Raw genomic sequence first — 21025 nt, 5'->3', positions numbered from 1 at the left:
CGGGGAAGAAGACCGGTCGGGGCCGGTCCGAGGTCCATCGGCTCGACGCGACGTTTTTCAGGCCGGTATCTGGTATCGGGCGACGAGGCCGTCCCAGACGCCCTTCTGTTTCAAGATAACTTCAATGATCTCGCGGACGGCCCCCCGCCCTCCGGCGGCCCGGGTTACGAGATGGGCGACCTGGCGTACCTCGTCGGCAGCGTCCGAGGGGCAGGCGGCCAGGCCGACGGCCGCGAGCACGGGGAGGTCGGCCAGGTCGTCCCCCACGTAGCAAACCTGGCTCGCGTCCAATCCGAGCTCGGCGATCAGGGCCCGGAACGGCTCGGCCTTTCGCGACGCCCCCTGGATCACCGGCGCGATCCCCAACTCCCTCGCCCGACGGTCCACCGCCTCGGCCTTGCGGCCGGAGAGGATCGCCGAACGCTTGCCCGCCTTGTGCCAGAGGTCGAAGCCGGCCCCGTCGCGGACGTGGAAATGCTTGGTCTCGACCCCGAGGTCGTCGACGGCGATGACGCCGTCGGTGAGGACCCCGTCGACGTCGACCAGCAGGAGCTCGACCGGTCCGCAGCGGGCGGCGAGGTCGGGAGGGGGGCTCATGGGGGGGCTCACTCCTCGGTCTCGGCGGGGACCAGGCCGATCAGGTCCGTAAGGTCGATCAGGCCGACCAGCCGGCCTCCCCGGTCGACGACCGGGAGCTCGCTGATCTTCCGGGCCTTGAGGGCTTCGACCGCATCCGCGATCGTCGCGCCAACGGCGATCCGGCTCGGTTCGGCGGTCATCACCTCGCCGATCGGTCGGTCCAGGTCGGACTCCTTGCGACGCTCGAACAGGCGGGCCAGGTCGCTGTCGGTGAAGATGCCCATGAGAACTTGCTCGTCGTCGACGATGAGGATCGCCCCCGAGCGTCGCCTGGGGCCGGCGAGTCGGACGAAGACCTCGCGGACCGTTTCCTTGGGATGGGCGCGGCGGATCTGCTCGCCGGTCCGCATGACGTCCTCGACCCGGGCGAGCTTGCGTCCGAGGCTCCCTCCGGGGTGATAGAGGGCGAAGTCCTCGGGGCGGAAGTCGCGGAGCCGGCTGACCAGCAAGGCCAGGGCGTCGCCGACGGCCATCAACGCGGTGGTGCTCGCCGAGGGGGCGAGTCCCAGGGGGCACGCCTCTTCGATCGGCCCGAGGGCGATGCACAGGTCGGCCGCCTGGCCGAGCGTGCTGGCGGCCCGTTCCGTGATCGCGATCAGCCTGGCGCCGAGCTGCCGGAGCGCGGGGAGGAGCCGGAGAACCTCGTCGGTCTCGCCGCTCTGCGACAGTGCGATGACCACGTCGCCGGCCCGGATCCGCCCGAGGTCGCCGTGGATCGCCTCGGCGGGGTGGAGCGGGAAGGCACGTGTGCCCGTCGAGGCCAGGGTCGCGGCGAGTTTCTGGCCGACCAAACCGGCCTTGCCCATCCCGGTAACGATCACGCTCCCCGGGCATCGGAAGACCAGGTCGGCCGCCCTCGCGATCGAGACGCCGAGCCGGTCGCGGACCCGTTCGAGGGCTTTGGCCTCGATGCGCAAAACCTCTCGGGCGAAGGCCAGGCCTTCGGCCTCCGTCTCGAGCGCCAGGGGCGCATCCGTGGTCATCGCCATCGTTGGGCCTCCATGCCCGCCGCGAGTCGTCGAAAGATAGGGTCCGACGCTGCTGAACGATTTGGGGATCGCACCATAGCCCATCCCCCCCTCCTCGTCAACGCAAGCCTCGACCACTTCCAGCCCCCAATTCCTTTGCAGGATGGGGACCTCACCCATTATTCCTATCTCGGCAATCTCTGATCGGTGAGATTGGTGAAAGTGGGGAATAATGGGTAAAGTGTGCGGGTTGTCGGGAGGACGGAGTTTGGCGACCGGAGGGCACCCGCGCGAGGTGCCCCGGCCGTTCTCGTCGAGGTGAGATGGTCAGAACGGAGGCGGGTCGGTGGGGGTAGTCGACTTCGTCTTGCCGGCCCCCTTGTCGAGCCGGAACTGGTCGGGCTTCTCGGCGATGACCTTGCGGAGCCACTCCTGGGGATAGCCGGCCTCGGCCGAGCCGCCCGGGGTGTTGACATACCCGTCGACGTGCTTGGTGACGATCGCCTCCGACAGGTCACGCCAGCGGCGGAAGACCGACTCGGCGGTCGAGACCGAGTAGTTGGTGAGGAAGGTACGCATCAAGGCCTCGTCGCTGTTCCCGAGCTTCGTCGCGGCCTCCTCGATGACCGGCTGCATCTGGAAGAGCGCCTGCTCCTGCTCCGACTGGGCCTTCTGGACGTCGGGGAGGACCCGGGACCAGCGGTCGTAGGTCAGGTTCGAGACGACGTTGAAGACCCACCAGGCCGAGTCCCTCGAGAACTTCTTGTAGTCCCCCTTCGCGTAGGGTTCGGGCAAGGCGTTGATCCCGCAGTACAGCGGGGTGAAGCACGAGGTATAGGCTTCGTCGGGCGTGAACCAGAGGACGCCTCCGACCGGGTCGGGGAGCGAGCTCCGGCTCTGAGTCACGGTGACGAAGCCCGCCTGCTGGGTCGAGATCGGCCGCTCCCAGGCGTAGTTCTTGCCGTCGAGCGACCATCGAAGGCCTCGGGCGCGGAGCGGGCTGCCGAAGGGGCCGGCGTCGATCCCCTTGGTCATGTCGTAGGGTGTCCCTTCGTAGTGGTCGCGCATCAAGGCCATGACGTCGTGGACCGTCAGGGGCTTGTCCGGCTTCACGAAGAGGGGGTAGTCGGTCGACCCCTCGACCCCCCGGAAATAGTCGTCCGAGAATCCTCGACTCGGCGCGGCCCGTCGGCAGACGCTCCAGACCCGGCCGCCGCTGGCGCGTCGGTGGAAGACGTCGTCGTTCGGGTGATAGGCCGCCCGGAAGCTGAACGGCTTGCCCGAATCCTTGCGATAGAACCCCTTCTCGACCGCGAAGCTGACGACGTCGGGGGAGTATTTCCAGTTCTCCAGGTCGTCGAGCGGGAACGTGGTGATCCGGCTCTGGTTGGCGTGCACCGTGATCGCCCCTTCGGGGACCCGGGCCGCGACCCAGACGATCCCCTTGACCCCCGGGCCCTTGCCGATCAGCTCCATCAACCAGGCTTCATTCTTGTCGGAGATCGAGAAGCTCTCGCCGCTGCTGGAGTAGCCGTGCTCGCGGGTCAGGTCGTCGATGACCTGGATCGCCTCTCGCGCCGTCTTGGCCCGCTGCAGGGTGAGGAACATCAGGGCGTCGTAGTCGAGCAGGCCTTGCGGGTTGACGAGCTCCCCGCGCCCTTCGGTCGTCGTTTCCCCGAGCGCGAGCTGGTGCTCGTTGATCATGCCGACCACGCTGTACGTCTTCGGCACCTGGCGGATCTTGCCTCGGACGCTGTCATCCTCCCAGCCCCGGACGTCCGCCATGGCCCCTTCCGGATGCGTCCCCCCCGAGACCCTCAGGAGCCTGGGCATGAAGGGGGCGTCGGCCGAGTAGGTGTTCATCACGGAGCCGTCCGCCGAGGCCCCTCGGCTGACCAGGATGCTGGTGCAGGCGTGGGCCGTCCCCAACGGCACGACCAGGACACAGAGGCGAGCGACACTCTTCAGGCCAAACGCACTCATGGCGGAGTTGGATCCTTTCTCGGCGAGGTGATTCGAGACGCGAGGGGCTGGGTCGTTCGAGGGTCGGACCTCGACGCTCGGCCTTCGAGACGTCGTCCGTGAGGGGGGGGGCTCGTCGCTCTCATCATACGTCTCGACGCCCGCGGATGCACCACGGGGCCGATGGAGGTTCCCCGGCCTTAAAGGGCCTCGCGAGAGTCGAGCCAAACGCGACGGCGGCCCGGGTCGAGGACCCGGGCCGCCGGTTGGGGTGATCGTGGAAGAGAGACGGACAGGCTCAGAACTCGCGGTCGCGGAGGATGCCCGGCTGCGGGTACGGGTAGTGCCCGAGGGCGGGGTCGATTTGCAGCGGGGCGGGGCTCTCCATCGTCAGCTTGTCGACGGTCGGCGCGAACTCGTGGGTGCAGTTGAGCATGTCGTCGAACGTGATGACCTGCCCGGTGTGGGCGGCCATGCGGCCCATGGAGGTGACCAGGCTCGCCTCGGCCCCGCGCTGGACTTCGTTGTAGATCTTGTCCTTGCGGATGGCGTTGATCAGGTGCTCCCACTCGAGCTGGTAGGGGTTGGCCTCGGGCTGCGGGAAGGCCCAGGTCTGGTTCTTCTTCGACATGTTCTGGCCCGAGTAGATCCGGCACCTGGCCGGGGTGTGCGAGTTCGACGAGATGACCGCCGAGCCCTTCGTGCCGTGGACGTAGCTGGCGAACTCCTGATTGCAGCCTTCGATGTTCCGGCCTTCCAGGAACATCTTGGCGCCGTCGGCGAATGTGTACTCGACCGAGTAGGTGTCGAAGTTCTGGTCGATGTAGTTGCCGCGATAGGTGCGGGCCCCGGTGGCCTGGGCCTTGACGGGCCAGGCATTCTTCATCCAGCACGACTCGTCGATGTTGTGGATGAGGAAGTCGCTGAAGCACCCGCCGCTGGCCCAGAGGAACCCGTGGAACCGCTGGATCTGGTAGGCGAGCTCGCTGACGTCGTTGGGCTTGGGCTCGGTGAGCGCCCAGCCGACCGGGCCGGTCTGCCGGTAGGCCCGGAGCATGAGGATCTCGCCGAGCTGGCCGTCCTCGATCCGTTTGTGGAGCTCTTCGCGGGCCTCGCAGTGGCGGCACATCAGGCCGACGCCGACCTTCAGGTTCTTCTTCTTGGCCTCTTCGCCGAGGGCGATCATCTTCTTCGTGCTTGGCCCGTCGACGGTGAGGGGCTTCTCCATGAAGGTGTGGATCCCCTTCTGGATCGCGTACCCGAAGTGGACCCAGCGGAAGGCCGGCGGGGTCGCGAAGATCACGACGTCGCCCGGCTTCAGGCAGTCGATGGCCTTCTGGTAGGCGTCGAAGCCGACGAACTTGCGGTCGTCGGGGACCTCAACCTTGTCGGCAAACGCCTTGGACAACTCGTCGTAGCTGCCGTCGAGCCGATCCTTGAACACGTCGGCCATGGCGACGAGCTTGATCGGACCGCTCTTGGTCACCAGCGCGTCGCCCGCCGCCCCGGTGCCGCGGCCGCCGCAGCCCACCAGCGCGACCCGGATCGTGTTGTCCTCGGCCGCGTGCACCGCCGGGATGGCGATCCCCGACAAGGCCGAGGCCGTGGCCACCTGCCCGGTCGTCTTCAGGAAGTCTCGTCGCGTTGCGCCGGTCTTCGACTCGGTCATGAAATCGGCTCCTTCTGAGGGGAGAGTCTGCTTCGGAGGGATTCCCGTCGGGTGAAGAAGCCTGGATATCCAGCCCACTTCGCGCGAACACCGACGGTCCGGGTCTTGCCTGACCCACTTGTGCGCCTGCCCCGTGCGCCAGCCGTCATGGCCGTTACTTCCAGCATAGCATGTCGGCAGGATGGCTCAACCACGGTCTCCTGGAGGATTATGGCCGCATTGGAGATTGTGGCGATTTTGACGGATGGATTCGGGGGGATTTTTTAGCCACGGTTGGAACACGGATAAGAGAAAGCGAGGGTGAACGGGAGGTTAAGATTTAATTGTATTTATATGGGATTTCATTAAAAATATTGATTTAATCCGTGCTCCATCCGTGGCTAAAATGATCTCGAGTCTCTTCCATCCGTGCCCAGGACATCCGAAGCTATTTCCATTCATCGCCCGGAGCGACCATGCAAGACTTCGAAAAGCTCGGCCTGTTCTATCTCGGCCGGTCGGATGAGGACGGCGGGGACCTGGTCCTGTACGACTCGCGCGACCTGGTCACGCATGCCGTTTGCGTGGGGATGACGGGGAGCGGCAAGACGGGGCTGTGCCTCGGGCTGCTCGAGGAGGCGGCGATCGACCACGTCCCGGCGATCGCGATCGACCCGAAAGGGGATATCGCGGACCTGCTGCTGACCTTCCCGAAGTTGCGAGGAGAGGACTTTGCCCCGTGGGTCGACGAGGGGGAAGCCCGCAAGGCGGGGCTCTCCACGGCCGAATTCGCCGAGGCCCAGGCCGACCTCTGGAGGAAGGGGCTCGCCGACTGGGGCCAGGACGGGGCCCGGATCGAGCGGCTCCGCGAAGCGGCCGAGTTCCGCATCTACACGCCCGGGAGTTCTGCGGGGCTCCCCCTCTCGATCCTCAAGTCCTTCGCCGCCCCGCCGGAGGCGATCAGGGACGACCCCGAGGCGATCGCCGAGCGGGCCGGGACGACGGCGACCAGCCTCCTGGGCTTGCTCGGGGTCGACGCCGACCCGTTGACGAGCCGGGAGCACATCCTGCTCGCCAACCTCCTCGCCGAGTCCTGGAAAGCCGGCGTGGACCTCGACGTCTCGTCGCTCATCCCGACGATCCAGAACCCGCCCTTCCGCCGCGTGGGCGTCGTCGACCTCGAGTCGTTCTTCCCCGCCAAGGACCGCTTTGCGCTGGCGATGCGCCTGAACAACCTCCTGGCGTCCCCGAAGTTCGGGGCGTGGCTCCAGGGAGAGCCGCTCGACGTCGCCTCGCTCCTGAACGCCCCCGACGGTAAGCCTCGGGTCTCGATCATCTCGATTGCCCACCTCGAAGAATCCGAGCGGATGTTCTTCGTCTCGCTCCTGCTCAACGAGGTTCTCGGCTGGGTCCGGGCCCAGTCGGGCACGAGCAGTCTGCGTGCCCTGCTCTACATGGACGAGATCTTCGGTTACTTCCCTCCCGTCGCGACCCCGCCGTCGAAGCGCCCGCTCCTGACCCTCTTGAAACAGGCCCGCGCCTACGGCCTCGGGGTCGTGCTCGCCACCCAGAACCCGGCCGACCTCGACTACAAGGGGCTCTCGAACACGGGGACGTGGTTCATCGGCCGGCTCCAGGCCGAGCGGGACAAGCTCCGCGTACTCGAAGGGCTGGAAGGGGCCTCGGCGAGCCAATCGGCGGCGTTTGACCGTTCGCGGATGGATACGCTCCTCTCCGGCCTGGCCAAGCGGACCTTCCTGATGCACAACGTCCACGAAGACCATCCCCAGGTCTTCCAGTCCCGCTGGGTCCTCTCGTACCTCCGAGGCCCCTTGACTCGCCAACAGATCAAGACCCTCATGGACCCGCTCAAGACGGCCGAGTCCTCTGCCTCCTCGCTTCGTGCCGCCGCCTCCCCTGCGCCTCAAGGGCCGTCCCCGGCCCCGGCCCAGGCTCCCATCACCCCGACGGACACGACCGAGGGGCCTCCCCTGCTCCCTCCCGAAATCTCCCAGCACTTCCTCCCGGTTCGGGGAAGGCGGCCCGAGGGGGCGACGCTCCTTTATCAGCCGATGGTGTTCGGCTCCGGCGACGTCTACTTCCATGACACCAGGTCCGGCGTCTCTCTCACCGAGCCGACGGCACGACTCGCTCCGCTCTCCCCCGAGGCGACCTCCCCCGACTGGTCCGAGGCGGTTGAGGTCGACCTTGAGCCCGACGAGCTCGACAACACGCCCTCGGACACGGCGCCGGCCCGCTACCAACCGTTACCCCCTTCGGCCGCGAAGGCCAAGAGTTATTCCGCCTGGAGCAAGGCCTGGGTCGACGCCCTCTTCCGGGGCGAGTCGCTGGAGTTCCTGAAGAGCCCGAGCGTCGGCGCGTGGTCGGCCCCCGGAGAGTCGGAGCGTGACTTCCGCCTCCGCCTGCAACAATCGGCCAAGGAGTCGCGAGACAAAGACCTCGACCTCCTCCGCGCCCGGTACGCGCCGAAGCTCTCGGCCCTGGAGGCGAGGATCCGACGCGCCGAGCAGGCAGTCGAGCGAGAACGCGCGCAGGCCCAGGACTCGGGCTTCTCCAGCCTCATCCGCATCGGGACGACCGTGATGGGGGCGATCATGGGGCGCAAGACGCTCTCCGCCTCGACCATCGACAAGGCCGGCACGACCCTCCGGAACATCGGCCAGACCGTGAAGGAGACGGGCGACGTCTCGCGCGCCCGCGAGGCCGTCGACTCGCTCCGTCAAGAATACGCCGCGCTCGAGGCCGAATTCCTGGCCGAGTCCCAGCGCGTCGAACGCACCAACGACCCCCTGACCGAAGCCCTCGAGCCCGTCGTCCTCCGCCCGAAGAAGACCAACATCACCCCCAAGCTCGTTGCCCTCGTCTGGGCCCCCTCCTGGACCCTCCCCGACGGCACGTCCCTCCCCGCCTGGAAATGAACGACCGGCCCGGGACGCCGGTGCCGTCGAGACGTTTCCGCAGGCGGCAGACCATCAACGTCGCTCATCTTGTTCCCTCGACCACTGCCGCGTCGTGGATGGAGCGACGACCTGAATCTACCAAGCCTTCTCCGTGAAACCGCGAATCTGACCGGGATGCCATTTTGGCATTTTTCGGAAGTTCGCAAGAGACGCCATTTTGGCAGGACGGACGCCGTCCAATTCCGGAGGCTGTGTGTAAACTGTTTTCTGTATTGGGATTGCGGATTCTGAATTGAATTGGCCCGAGCCTTGCATTTCCCTGGAAACGCGAAGGTCACCTCGGCCGGTGATCCACGGGCCACCGTCCAGGACCTCTCTCGCTTGAGCTGACAAATATCTTCGCAATGGTTGCCCGTGAATTCTTGAGAGGTGGTTCATACATGCGTCCGGTGCTGCGACACAACGGCTTCGTCCCCGCCTCTGCGGTCTCGTTCAATCGGCTCGATACTCACTTCGACCGCGTCTTCGGCGAGGACGGTGGTTTCGCCGCCCGATCGAGGCCCGGTGCCCCGGTAGCGGTCTGGGAAGACGACAACCACGTCTGGATCGAGGCCGAGCTCCCCGGCGTGGCGGAGAAGGACCTCGAGTTGACCGTCCACAAGGGGACGCTTTCCGTTCGCGGCGAGCGTAAGCCGGCGGAAGGTCGTCGCTATCTCTACGATAGCCGAGCGTATGGCCGCTTCGAGCACGTCGTCAAGCTGCCGGAGTCGGTCAACCCCGAGTCCGTGCAGGCGACCCTGAAGGACGGCGTCCTCCAGATCGAGCTCGCCAAGGCCGTCGAAGCCAAGCCCAAAAAGATCGAGATCAAGTCGGTCTGATGGATTCGACTTCTTTCTGGGTACCCGAACCCCGTTCGGACATCATCGCGGCCACCTCCGGCCGCGAAACATCTCGAGGGAATAGCGAAGTCGATCCTGGTCCCGCGTCGGCATCTCCACGGCGCGGGGATAGGTACTGCCGTCACTTTCCTGTCCGATTGCCTTGCATTCTCGCGGGTTGAAATTCGGTACCAGGCCCCGATGGTCTCGGGATCCTTCCAGTCGAGCCGAGATGGTTCAGCCCGAGACCAGGTTTCGCAACTCCTCCTGGTCGCTCACCAAGAATTGCATTGAGCTTGTAAGAAAAACTGGCTAAAAAATCTTACATGGAGAGGACTAAAGAGAAGACCCAGAGCGTTGATTCCAGGCTCCTTGCTCGAATCCGCGGGCGAGGCCGTGGTGCTGTGCTCGTTCCGGGGGATTTCCTGGATCTTGGGAGTCGAGAGGCCGTCGATGTCGCGCTCCACCGGCTTGAGAAGAAGGGTACGATCCGCAGGCTCGCTCGCGGGCTTTACGACTACCCCAAAGCGCATCCGGTTCTTGGGCCCCTGACCCCTTCTGCGGAGGCGATCGCAAGGGCCCTCGCCGGGCGGGATCGGACTCGCATCCAACCGGCCGGAGCCTATGCGGCGAACGCGCTCGGCCTCTCCGAGCAGGTGCCGGCCAGAGCCGAATTCCTGACAGACGGCCCAAGCCGGACGGTGCAGGTAGGGAAGACGACGATTCGGCTCAGGCGCACGACGCCGCGGAACATGGCGACCGCCGGAAAACTGAGCGGGCTCGTCATCCAGGCTCTCCGCGCCCTCGGGGAAACGCACATCACATCCGAGAAGATCGATCACTTGAGGCGCACCATTCCGCCCGAGAAGCGACGCGAACTCCTGGAAGACATCGCCGTGGCCCCGGCCTGGATGCACCCATACCTCCGTCAGGTCGCGAAGGACGCATGAGACTCTCATTCCTCGAACCTCGAACTCTCGAGCGACAATCGGCGGCTCTACATCGAAGAGGCTGCGGCCCGACGCGGCCCGTCGCCGGTGGTCATTGAGAAGGATTTCTGGGTCTGCTGGCTACTCGCGGTGCTCTTTCACTCGAAGTTTGCCGACCACCTCGTGTTCAAGGGTGGTACATCACTCTCGAAGGTGTTCGGGGTGATCGATCGATTCTCGGAGGACATCGACCTCTCGCTCTCCCCAGGGTTCCTTGGGCTCGAGGACGCAGGTAAGAGCCGGAACCAGGCCGCGAAGTGGATGACGAAGGCAGAGACCGCGTGTGGGGTAACCGTTGAGACAACGATTGCCCCCGAACTCGAGCAACTCGTCTCGGTCGTTTTGGGCGATCGGACGGGAAGGTGGTTCGAGTTCCTCATGGATCCGGCCACGCACTCGCCAGTGCTCCTATTCCACTATCCGACCATCGAGCCGGCGGGCTTTGAGTATCTCAAGCGGTCCGTAAAGCTCGAATTCGGATCGCTCGCCGATCAGCGGCCAGTGGGCCGCCACCTGGTGAAGCCTTGGATCGCGGAAATCCTGGGCGAGGCCTTCCCCGACTGGGCATGCGAGGTCGTCTCACTCGAGGCCGAGCGGACCTTCTGGGAGAAGGCGACCATCCTCCACGCCGAGTGTCACCGCCCAGTCGAGAAGTCGATGCCCAACCGCTTCTCTCGTCACTACGCAGATACGGCCGCACTCGCGGTACACCCCAACTCGAATGTTGCGTTGAATCAGGCCGAGCTCCGGGATCAGGTCGTCGAATGGAAGGCCCGCTCCTTCGGGAGCTCCTGGGCGAGATACGACCTCGCGAAGCCGGGGACCTTCCGACTTGTCCCCGGTATCGAGCGAATCTCAGAGCTTAGGAGGGACTATCAAACGATGCGAATCATGTATTTATACGAACCGCCCAAATTCGACGAGGTCGTAGGTCGGCTCACCGCGCTGGAAGAGCGGATCAACGGGTAGCTGCCTCGGCAAAGAGTGCCTCGCGAATACCACGCCCGTCGGCGAGTTTACACAGGCTGTCGCACTGCTCGCTGGGCCTGGCGGATGATTTCATAGACATCTCGAGCGTTGGCGAAGTGCTCCAACGTGGGGACCACGGGTTGGCCCGGGCTTGGCCATCCGCCACCGAAATTCGTCATATACCAGGGCGGCGTCGGCCCGAATGTGATGGTGCCCGAGCCGTTGGTTCGCTCGGTGAGCGAGACGTCGGAAAGGGTCTCGATATTCAAGGACTTGATCTTGCGGGAGAACACACCCGAGACGATCACGACCCGCTCCGACGTGATCCCATAGACCGTGGCCGACCGTTGCCGTGCGTCGACCCAGAAACGTCCAAAAATGACATAGAGGCCGACCAGGACGAAGGGTATCCCCGCCAAGGCCATGAGCTTGGGGGCGCCAATCGTGATGACGCTCCCTTCCCAGACGATGGCGAAGCCACCCCAGAGGAGGCTGAATGGGATCAGGAAGGCATCGATAGCGCGGAGCCGAAGCCCGAGTGGTGGTCGTCCGGCCCAGAGCAACCGCTCGGACGGGCTGAGTTCCCGGCGGATCACGTCTTCCGGTGAATCGTCCATTCGAAATGTCCTGGCTGATGGCCAGGCCTCGCATCACCAACTCATGGGCTGGTCTTCGAAAGGTCCATTATACGCTTCGGCCATGGGGGAATGCCCAGAGAGGATCCGATCTACCAATTCGTCGGATAAGTCAATGTTTATGTATTGGGGCCTTGCGTCGTCGGCCTCATGGGGTGTCATCAGGTCGTGAGGCCAAATCGAGTCGGGGTCGCTCACGGCGTCGTGCCGTTGGGGAACTCGCTGAAGTACCCGTCGGCGATGGCGTGCTCGGCCTCTTCGCACCATCTCTCGAGCCATCCCAAGAACGACGTCTCGGTTTGGCTCACTTGCCAATCCCAGGTGTTGTAGTACCACACTGGGGAGTCGTCCGGCTCAATGCATCGGGTGAACTCGAACTGCTCCCCGAGCCTGCCGGCAATCAGCAGAGCGTCGGGCGGCAGGACGAACTCGGGAGGCCGCCCGCCCCGCTCCTCGGACCATCGCCGCCGTTCGTCGGCCGTCATCGCCAGCACGTGTTCGTAGGAGACGGCCAGGTGGTCATGTGTGAACAATCGGCCCGAGCGGTGGCCCATGGCCTTGAGGAAAGACCGATAGGTGTCGGGGAGCCGGACCGCGTATCGCGACTCCATTGCCCTCACCTCATCCGGCGAGCAGCCGACGCACTCCGTCTACGAACTGCGGCAAGCGATATCGTAGCCGGTCGAAACGGTGCAGTCCGTCGGTCTGCCCTCCGTCGGGGTTAGAAGGCCATCGCCAGCAGCCAGCCGGAGAGGACGAAGAAGAGGAAGAGGAGCACTGCGAGGGGTCGGGAGACGTCTCGCCAGAGGTAGAGGCTCGGGACGATGCTGTAGGTGCCGAGAGTCATCGCGAACAGCATGACGAACCCGGGCGGGACCCCCTGGTTCTGGAGTTGGGAGGCGAACATCACGTCGAGCGCGATCGGGACCGGCATGAAGACGGAGAGGACGCTCGCGATCGCCAGGTGGAGCGGCGTGGCGCGGGAGAGAAGCGTGTCCCAGGGGACGAGCGTGAGGAGAACCGCCGAGACGAAGCTCGCCAGAACCATGATCGTGAGCGTCGGCTTCAGCAGCATCCATGCGTTCTTCGCGAGGTCGCCGGTCAACTCCTTGAGGACCGAGGTGAACGGCTCGCGGCAGTCGGGCGGCGGGTCGGTCGGGATCGCGCACGCGAGGCCCGGGTCGTCCGTCAGGACCACCGGCAGCGGCTTGCGGCGCTCGAGCCAGGCGATCAAAGTCGGGACGAGCGCGACGATGACGAAGAGGAGGACGAGATACTTCGTCAGGGCCATCGAAAGTGGCAAGGCGGTGAACGTCATCATCACGACGACTGGGTTGAAATTCGGCGAGCTGAACAGGAACCCGAGCGCCGTCTCGACCTTGCCGTTCCCCCGGGTCAGCCCGCACGCGGCGGGCACGGCGCAGTTGGCGCAGACGCCCATCGGCACGCCCACGAGGGCCCCTTTGATCGAGTTTAGATAGAGATTTTTACCGATCTTCATGGGGTAATAGCGGAGTGTCGTGTGCAGGAGTGCGCCGAAGGCGACCCCGAACGACATGCCGATCTTCATGCCGTCGAGCCAGTTGATCATGGTGGCGGGGACCTTCCGCCAGAGCGGGGCGTCGGGGGCGACGGTGATCAGGGCGCTGCCGAAGGCCATGCTCGCGACCGGTCGGCCGAGGTGCTCCGCCTTCTTGAAGAGCTGCGGGTAGCGCGAGGTGAACCAGAACAGGCCGAGGAGCAAACAGGCCGTGACGCCCAGGATCATTGGCCGCCAGTAGCATTGGATCCGGGAAGCGCGAAGGGGCGTGCTCGCGGTCGCCATCTTGCCTCGATTTCTTCGAAAGGGGGAGGTGGGTCCTGTCCTCGTCGGTACGATCCGTCGGCGCGACGTCGATGGGTTTGAGACGCACGCCGACGGATCTCGATTCGTCGCGGTCGGGAGACGGGGCGGACGATCAGTACGCGTCGGAGGAGATGACTTCGCCCCCACGTAGGGTGATGATTTTCCGGAGGACGACGACGTTGGTCGAGTCCTTGAGGAATCGCACAGAGCCGTCGCCCATCAGGACGTTGGCCCCGCCGGGGTGGTAGGCAAAGATCTCGTCGTTCGCGCCGGCGTTGTTGGCCGAGGTCGGGTTGGGGAAGACGTAGGGGGTCGTGGCATATGCGGGAAGGCCACGATTGTTGACCTGGCCGGAGACGTTGTAGGCCCCATCGGGGTCGGCCCAACGCCAGAATCTCCGGTAGAAGGTGGGCCCGAAGACGTTCCGCGGGACGTTGGGTAGGGCCGGCGAGTAGAAGTTTTCGGTCGCCCCCGAGCAGTATCGGGCGTCGCGGCCGGCGTCCTCGGCGATGGCGATGGTATTGCTGAGGCCGTCGGTGACCTCGGCGATGCGGGTGAGGTGGGCCTTCAGCAGGCCGTCGGTCCAGGTCAGGCGGTTCCGATAGGGCGTGATCCGCGAAGAGGCGGTCTGCCCGGTCAGGCCTTGGGGGTCGATGTCGGTGCTGCAGGTCGCGCCGTAGTCCTGATAGGCGTAGCCGATCTTGGTCGAGACCGACATGGTATCGAGCGGGTCGATGGCGTCGCGGAACGAGTCGCCCTGCCGCGCGGTGGAGGGGCAGAGGAACGCCGAGATCACGGTGGTGGCGGCGGTGAAATTCGCGCCCGAGACGTGGTTGTAGTCGAGCGAGAAGTTCAAGGCTTCGAAGACGGCCTTTTGCTCCATGTACTGGAGGATGCGGGGCATCAGGCCGACGCCGTCGGCGAAGAGGTTGCCGGGGACCGGCCCGTCATAGGCCGAGCCCTGCCCCGCGGGGGGGAAGCTGCCGTTGCCGCTTTCGTAATTGTGGAGCGCCAGCCCCATTTGCTTGAGGTTGTTGGTGCATTGGGCTCGTCGGGCCGCTTCCCGGGCGCTCTGGACGGCGGGAAGCAACAAGGCGATCAGGACGGCGATGATCGCGATCACCACCAGGAGCTCGATCAGGGTGAAGCCCGGGCGCCAGCCTCGGCCTCGGAATCGGTCGAATTTCATGAGACTTCCTCTTCTGCGTTGGATGGGAATGCGACGAGTGGATGGATCGTTGAGGGCGATGGGACATCTCGATGAGATTGGCCACGAGATCACTTCAATCGGAATGGTTCGAGCGTCTCGACGCCTGGCTTGATCGTGACGAGGATGCCGGAGGTGTCTTCGTCCATGAATCGCTTGGGAATCTTGAGCTTGGGGATGAGCGCAGGGGCGCCCGGTCCGGTCGCGAACGGTTCGATGCGGACCCGATACTGCCCTTCGGCGACGCCGTCACCGGGGTCTTCCGTCGTAAGGCGAAACGTCCCGTCAGCCCCGAGCGTGCCGACCGCCTGTCGGCCGGCGTCTCCTTGTGGGACGAACGTCACCAACCCGCCTGGAAGTGGGGTGCCGTCGCCCAGGAGCACCAGGCCCCGGACGGCCTGAGTCGGGATCAGGTCTCCGCGGTCGCTGTCGCGGCATCCGGCAAGCATGACGAGGGCGACGAGCAAGATGGCCCGACGTCGCGAGGCCAAGACGCGCAGCGCCCGCACGCGTCTCAACTCGATAAGTAAGAACATAGAGAGGCTCAATTAGTTGATTTGTAAGCGAACGATCGGATTTATGCGGCCGAATGCGGACCGCTTCGACGGCGAGCGCCGCGGACATCGCGACGGCAGGCGCAGTCGATGAACGCTCAGGCGGCGAGCGTGCAGGAACCAAGCGAAGTCAATGACCTTCGCCACGATTCATCGGGCATCGATCGGAACCGCCGAGACGTGCGCGATCCTTGACCTTAACATCATTCACGCACGGGCGGGCGACGGGTCTCGAGGCGGTCGGTCGATCTCGTCCGCATGGGAGATGGGAAGTCCGGAGGGATTCTGAGAAGGGAAAGGCTTGCCTTCGTCCGAATCGAGTCCGAGATGGATCGGGACGGATTCGCATCCTGGGTCGGTTCGCCAGGAGACTGAAGGCGGAGGGGCTTGGGGGCGACTCTTCTTCTCCGAGCAGGACGGCCCCGAACAACCTCGCCTCCGTTCGGGTGGGGTGGTCTTGCTTCTGAGCGGGGGATTCGCGGAGCTCTCGCGTTCGAGTCCGAGCGATCCCAAATCCCCGAAAACCTCCGGGTCGGGCGAGGTGGTCCCCGGACGTGTTGAGAGATGATTGCCGCACGACGCGTTCGTTCGGGACGTCATCAGACAGCCGAGGACGAAGAGCACGCCGAGGACGGCGACTTTACGGGCCGACGGGGGTCTCGGATCCCGGTTGGTCATGAGAACGCGATCGTTGGAGTTGGAATTGGCCGAAGAAGGGACTCGTTGTTTATAACCCCGTAACAGAGATATTGTCCATAGGCCATCGATTTTCTTTTGGTTTGCCACCGATCAAAATAGAAAAATATTTGATAGAGTGATGAATGGAATGGTTGGGACGGGGTTTTGGTGCACCCAATCCAGTGAAGGATGGTTCGCTTCACGAAGACCAATTAGGCGGTGTCTTTCCACGAAGAATTGTGTATGGCATATAGATATATTAATTATATGGAATAAGTTATTTAATTGCCGTCTCCGCCTGGCCGCGAATCTTGGCGGCCCGACCCGTCGGAGTTCGGCGATGATTTTCCAAGAGACCAATCCGACGCGAGGCATGGCGTCAGGCCCGCCTCATCGTGGCGGGCCCATTTGAGACGCTCCCTGTGGCCCGGTCGGAGACGATCAGGCCTGGTATTGTTCGTCGCTGACTTTCTCGAGCCAATCGACGGCCTTGCCGTCCAGTTGTTCCTGGATGGCGATGTGCGTCATCGCCGTGGTGGGCGAGGCTCCGTGCCAGTGCTTCTCGCCGGGCGGAAACCAGACGACGTCGCCCGGATGGACCTCCGTAACCGGCCCGCCCTCGCGCTGGACGCGACCGCTGCCGGCCGTGATGATCAGGGTCTGGCCCAGGGGGTGGGTGTGCCACGCCGTCCGGGCCCCAGGCTCGAACGTGACGCTGGCGCCGGCGGCTCGTGCCGGCTCTTGCGGTTGGAAGAGCGGGTCGATGCGGACGGTGCCGGTGAACCAGTCGTCCGGCCCTTTGTTCGAGGGCTGGGACCCACTTTTCTTGATCTGCATGTGAACCTCTGTTTGTTGGGAAAGCGTCGCCGAAGACGCGAACCGAGACAAGAGTGGCGTCGCCGCCCATCCCATTCCGGCCGCGAGGAAATGGCGGCGTGGCATGCATGAATTGGAGTCGTGTTCGTGAGGAGCCTTCATGCACGTGACCTCGAGCGCCGTCAAACCTAACCTGGGGTGGTGGCGAGATCGAGAGGGCTTCGGAAAATCAAAGCATCAACGTGTCGACAATATCGGTGATTTCGGGGATGACGGCGTCGGGGACGCGGCATGAGAATTCGGCTCAGAGAGGGTCGCCAACTCTCCTGGAGAGCTTACCGAGATCGCCGAGGAAATCCGGCTCGTAGACGGCTTCCGCCCAATGCGGTGGCGGGACGTTTTCGAGCGAGGCCGGCCACGACTTTTGCGAGTCATCGAGGATCGATAGGGCCTCGCCGGTAATCCGTTCGGCGAGCCGGTCATTTTGGTCGTCCAAGCGGGCGGGCCAAGTCTTCACGATGTTATGAGGCATTGTCCTTACTCCCAAACCTTCCTTGAATTTCGAGCCAAGTCCGATCGAGGAGGCGGCCCGGTCGGGGGACCGGGTTTGTGATCGCACTTTGGGATTGCTGCGGCGACCTCATTCCGACTTCAAGGAGGCCATGTCGATGGAGAAGCGGTACTTCACGTCGGACTTGAGGAGCCGTTCGTAGGCTTCGTTGACCTTCTGAATCGGGATGACCTCGACGTCGGCGGTGATGCCGTGCTGGCCGCAGAAGTCGAGCATCTCCTGCGTCTCGGCCATTCCGCCGATCGCCGAGCCGGCCAGACGGCGACGCCCCATGATGAGCCCGAAGGCGGAGACGGCGAGCGGCTTGGCCGGGGCTCCGACGAGGGTCAACGTGCCGTCGAGGCCCAGGAGGTTGATGAACGGGGTGACGTCGTGGTCGGCGGAGACGCAGTCGAGGATGAAGTCGAGGCTCCCCGCGTGCTTCTGCATCGCGTTCGCGTCTCGGGAGACGACGACCTCGTTGGCCCCGAGTCGCAGGGCATCCTCTTGCTTGTGGGGCGACGTGGTGAAGACCACGACGTGGGCCCCGAGGGCCCGGGCGAACTTGACCCCCATGTGGCCCAACCCGCCGAGCCCGACCACGCCGACTTTCTTCCCTTCGGTGACGCCCCAATGGCGCAGGGGCGAGTACGTCGTGATGCCGGCACACAGGAGCGGGGCGGCCCCCGCGAGGTCGAGGTTGCTGGGGACGCGCAAGACGAACCGCTCGTCGACGACGATGCTGTCGGAATAGCCCCCGTAGGTGACCGGTGCGGTCTTGCGGCCGTCCGGCGAGTTGAAGGTCAGCGTCATGTTCGGGCAGAACTGCTCGAGACCCGCCCGGCAGTTGGGGCAGGTGCGGTCCGAGTCGACCACGCAGCCGACCGCGGCGAGGTCGCCCGGCTTGTACTTCGTGACCGCGGAGCCGACCTTGGTGACCCGCCCGACGATCTCGTGCCCCGGCACGATCGGGTAGACCGTGGGCACGAACTCGTTCCACTCGTCTCGCACCGAGTGCAGGTCGGAGTGGCAGACCCCGCAGAAGAGGATCTCGATCTGCACGTCGTGCTCGGTCGGCTCGCGCCTCGGGATCGTGGTCGAGGCCAGGGGAGACGTCGATGCGGAGGCCGAGTACGCTTTCGACTTGTACATAAGATCCATTCTCGAGTTTCGCGGCCGATCGGCGTGGTGCCGACGACTCGCCGGCCCCACCCGTCACCGCTGTCCCACGAGGATCATTAGAGGCCCGACCCCCTCGCTAGAAAAGGAGCGATCCTCTCGAAGATTTGCCTAATCCTCTTGAGGTTGGGAGAACTATCCGCCGTTCGTAGAATGGGGTAACCTAATCCTCTGGCCCCACCGCCGGATCGGAGAGTCTCATGGGCGATTCCCTCGACATTCGCAAGCAGCTCGCGAAGCTCCTCGACGAGGTGGCCGACCGTGAGGGCGTCAATTCGACGCTCGTGGACGGCGTCCAGGTCGTCCGGACGTCGCAGCCGTCCACGCAACGCGTGCCGGTCATCTATCAGCCGAGGATCCTCGTCGTCGGCCAGGGGCGGAAGCGGGTCTATCTCGGCGACCGGGTCTATCAGTATGACCCGTTCAACTACCTCGTGCTCTCAGTCCCCCTGCCGGCGGAGTGCGAGTGGGAATCCAGCCCCGATGAGCCCATCCTCATGGCCTCGATCACCGTCGAGCCGACGATGCTCGGCGAGATGCTCCTCGAATTGGACGAGCCCCCGTCGTCGGTCGTCCCGACCCCTCGGGGGATCTCAACGACTCCGATGAGCGACGACCTTGGCAGGGCCGTCTGCCGGCTGATCGAATGCCTCAAGTGCCCGCTCGACAGCCGCATCCTCGGCCGCCAATTGGTCCGCGAGGTCGTCTATCGCGTCCTCCGCGGCGAACAAGACGGCGCCCTCCGCGCCCTGGCCAGCCGGGACGACCATTTCACCCGGATCGCCCGCGTCCTGAAGCACATCCACGCGGACTATTCAACGCCCCTCGGCGTCGAGGAGCTGGCACGAAAAGCCGGGATGAGCCTCGCCGTCTTCCACCAGCACTTCAAGCTCGTGACGGCGAGCTCGCCGCTCCAGTACCTGAAGCGCGTCCGGCTCGACCACGCCCGACGCCTGATGGCCCACGAAGGCTACAACGCCAGCACCGCCGCGAGGGCCGTCGGCTATGAGAGTGTCTCGCAGTTCAGCCGGGAGTTCAAACGCCTCTTCGGCGTGACCCCCGTCGAAGAAGCCGAGCAGACCCGCGCCCGGTTGGTTGTCGGCTGAGGGAGGAGAGGATTCACCACAAAGGCACAAAATAAACGAAATATGCACAAAAATAAAAAATATTGAAGTTTCTGTCTTCCTTTGTGCCTTTGTGGTGAATCCTCTCCCAACACCGTGAAGTGCATGAGAGATTGTGCAGCCCCTTGTTCCTGCCCGTCGCGTCCGGTCAAATGCCCGTGCAAGGTGGATCTCGTGACTCTCCCGCGTCGCAACTCCTTGAAAGGGTGATCATTCATGATCGCGCAACGGCTTGGTCTCGGCATGGTGGTTCTGGGGTGGGCCTTGGTCGTTGCCTCGACCGCCTCGGCCCAGGGGCAGGGGCAGGGTCAGCGTCGGACGACGCCGAACGAGGGGCTGAAGTCGACGGAGGTGGCCGACGACCACAAGGTCACGTTCCGGATCTACGCGCCCAAGGCGAGCGAGGTCTCGGTCGGCGGCGACTTCGGCCAGGGTGGTGCGATGGAGAAGGACGAGCACGGGGTGTGGTCCCGGACGGTCGGCCCGCTGACGCCCGACTTCTACAGTTACACGTTCAACGTCGACGGCGTGCGGACCGTGGACCCGAAGAACCCGATGGTCAAGCCGGGGGTGAACAGCCTCGATAGCCTCTTCCTCGTCCCGGGCGAGGAGGCGGACTTCGAGACGACCAAGGACGTCCCGCACGGCCAGGTCCGCGCCGTCTGGTATCGGTCGGGGACCCTCGAAATGCCGAGGCGTCTGCATGTTTACACGCCTCCTGGATACGAAGGTGGTTCGGAGGCCTATCCGGTCTTCTACCTGCTGCACGGCTCCGGGGACGAGGACTCGGGCTGGAGCACGATCGGACGCGCGGGGTTCATCCTCGACAACCTGATCGCGGCCAAGAAGGCGGTGCCGATGATCGTGGTGATGCCCAACGGCAGCTTGCCTCGGCCCACGAACCTCCCCGCGTTCACCCCCGGGACCCCGCCCTCGCCCGAGGCGCGGGCCGCGCGCGAGGCGATGCAAAATCGGTTCACCGACGAACTGCTCAAGGAGGTCGTCCCGACGGTCGAGAAGGGCTTCCGCGTGAAGACCTCGCCTGCGGATCGGGCGCTCGCCGGGCTGTCGATGGGAGGCGGCCAGACGCTTCGGGTCCTGACGACCAACCCCGAGACGTTCGCATACGTGGGGATCTGGAGCGCCGGGCTTTTCGGCGGCAATGCCGACGAATGGGAGAAGCGCAACGAGGCGTTCCTGGCGGCGTCCAGCAAGGTCAACGATACGGTCAAGGTTCTGGACATCTGCGTGGGCGATAAGGACTCCCTCGTGGCGGGCTCGAAGGCGCTGGCGAGCGTGTTCGAGAGGCGCGGGATCAAGCACGAGGTCCACATCAGCGGCGGCGGCCACACCTGGATCAACTGGCGGCACTATCTCAGCGAGTTCGCCCCGAAGCTTTTTCGTTGAGCAATGATCCCCGAAGCCCGGTCTCTTCTGAGAATCCGGGTTTCGGCCACGGTCG

At 64.7% G+C, this 21025-nt stretch carries 17 protein-coding genes and 1 pseudogene; 6 read left to right on the top strand and 12 right to left on the bottom strand.

Annotated features, from left to right (window positions below; genetic code table 11):
- Positions 1–57: 57 nt before the first annotated feature.
- From ACYOEI_RS27785 to ACYOEI_RS27770, 4 genes are all read right to left on the bottom strand, one after another.
- Positions 58–597: a KdsC family phosphatase gene (locus ACYOEI_RS27785; RefSeq protein ID WP_462852908.1), complete on the bottom strand. Its 540-nt coding sequence runs from the start codon at positions 595–597 to the stop codon at positions 58–60.
- Between the two features lie 8 nt (positions 598–605).
- Positions 606–1628, bottom strand: a complete 1023-nt coding sequence (locus ACYOEI_RS27780; RefSeq protein ID WP_462852907.1) for a KpsF/GutQ family sugar-phosphate isomerase — start codon at positions 1626–1628, stop codon at positions 606–608.
- Positions 1629–1934: 306 nt separating this feature from the next.
- A complete protein-coding gene (locus ACYOEI_RS27775; RefSeq protein WP_462852906.1) occupies positions 1935–3590 on the bottom strand; it encodes a dipeptidase in 1656 nt (551 codons plus the stop codon).
- A 277-nt stretch (positions 3591–3867) separates the two neighbouring features.
- Positions 3868–5238, bottom strand: coding sequence for a Gfo/Idh/MocA family protein (locus ACYOEI_RS27770; protein WP_462852905.1), 1371 nt, complete (start codon positions 5236–5238; stop codon positions 3868–3870).
- A 455-nt stretch (positions 5239–5693) separates the two neighbouring features.
- Here ACYOEI_RS27770 and ACYOEI_RS27765 point away from each other — a divergent pair, with 455 nt between their 5' ends.
- From ACYOEI_RS27765 to ACYOEI_RS27750, 4 genes are all read left to right on the top strand, one after another.
- Positions 5694–8156, top strand: coding sequence for an ATP-binding protein (locus ACYOEI_RS27765; protein WP_462852904.1), 2463 nt, complete (start codon positions 5694–5696; stop codon positions 8154–8156).
- Positions 8157–8578: 422 nt separating this feature from the next.
- Positions 8579–9016: an Hsp20/alpha crystallin family protein gene (locus ACYOEI_RS27760; protein WP_462852903.1), complete on the top strand. Its 438-nt coding sequence runs from the start codon at positions 8579–8581 to the stop codon at positions 9014–9016.
- Positions 9017–9342: 326 nt separating this feature from the next.
- A complete protein-coding gene (locus tag ACYOEI_RS27755; protein ID WP_462852902.1) occupies positions 9343–9966 on the top strand; it encodes a DUF6088 family protein in 624 nt (207 codons plus the stop codon).
- 87 nt (positions 9967–10053) lie between these two features.
- A complete protein-coding gene (locus tag ACYOEI_RS27750) occupies positions 10054–10974 on the top strand; it encodes a nucleotidyl transferase AbiEii/AbiGii toxin family protein (protein WP_462852901.1) in 921 nt (306 codons plus the stop codon).
- 47 nt (positions 10975–11021) lie between these two features.
- Here ACYOEI_RS27750 and ACYOEI_RS27745 read toward each other — a convergent pair whose 3' ends face one another.
- From ACYOEI_RS27745 to ACYOEI_RS27710, 8 genes and pseudogenes are all read right to left on the bottom strand, one after another.
- Positions 11022–11591: a PH domain-containing protein gene (locus ACYOEI_RS27745; RefSeq protein ID WP_462852900.1), complete on the bottom strand. Its 570-nt coding sequence runs from the start codon at positions 11589–11591 to the stop codon at positions 11022–11024.
- Positions 11592–11803: 212 nt separating this feature from the next.
- Positions 11804–12235 (bottom strand): annotated as a pseudogene (locus ACYOEI_RS27740) (SMI1/KNR4 family protein); the annotation flags it as partial.
- 95 nt (positions 12236–12330) lie between these two features.
- A complete protein-coding gene (locus ACYOEI_RS27735) occupies positions 12331–13434 on the bottom strand; it encodes a permease (protein WP_462852899.1) in 1104 nt (367 codons plus the stop codon).
- Between the two features lie 133 nt (positions 13435–13567).
- Positions 13568–14644 (bottom strand): DUF1559 family PulG-like putative transporter, encoded by a 1077-nt coding sequence (locus tag ACYOEI_RS27730; protein WP_462852898.1) that lies wholly within the window; start codon positions 14642–14644, stop codon positions 13568–13570.
- 89 nt (positions 14645–14733) lie between these two features.
- Positions 14734–15198 (bottom strand): carboxypeptidase-like regulatory domain-containing protein, encoded by a 465-nt coding sequence (locus ACYOEI_RS27725; protein ID WP_462852897.1) that lies wholly within the window; start codon positions 15196–15198, stop codon positions 14734–14736.
- 1137 nt (positions 15199–16335) lie between these two features.
- Positions 16336–16731 (bottom strand): (R)-mandelonitrile lyase, encoded by a 396-nt coding sequence (locus ACYOEI_RS27720; protein WP_462852896.1) that lies wholly within the window; start codon positions 16729–16731, stop codon positions 16336–16338.
- A gap of 283 nt (positions 16732–17014) precedes the next feature.
- Positions 17015–17242, bottom strand: coding sequence for a tautomerase family protein (locus tag ACYOEI_RS27715; RefSeq protein WP_462852895.1), 228 nt, complete (start codon positions 17240–17242; stop codon positions 17015–17017).
- 108 nt (positions 17243–17350) lie between these two features.
- Positions 17351–18412 (bottom strand): NAD(P)-dependent alcohol dehydrogenase, encoded by a 1062-nt coding sequence (locus tag ACYOEI_RS27710; RefSeq protein ID WP_462852894.1) that lies wholly within the window; start codon positions 18410–18412, stop codon positions 17351–17353.
- 227 nt (positions 18413–18639) lie between these two features.
- On the opposite strand from ACYOEI_RS27710, the gene ACYOEI_RS27705 reads away from it, so the two are divergent.
- The gene (locus ACYOEI_RS27705; RefSeq protein ID WP_462852892.1) at positions 18640–19545 is read left to right on the top strand and encodes an AraC family transcriptional regulator; all 906 of its coding nucleotides are present in this window, start codon (positions 18640–18642) and stop codon (positions 19543–19545) included.
- A gap of 234 nt (positions 19546–19779) precedes the next feature.
- Positions 19780–20970: an alpha/beta hydrolase-fold protein gene (locus tag ACYOEI_RS27700; RefSeq protein WP_462852891.1), complete on the top strand. Its 1191-nt coding sequence runs from the start codon at positions 19780–19782 to the stop codon at positions 20968–20970.
- The last annotated feature ends 55 nt before the right edge of the window (positions 20971–21025 follow it).

This window comes from Singulisphaera rosea, assembly GCF_054877945.1.
This window is presented reverse-complemented; position numbering and strand designations above follow the sequence as displayed.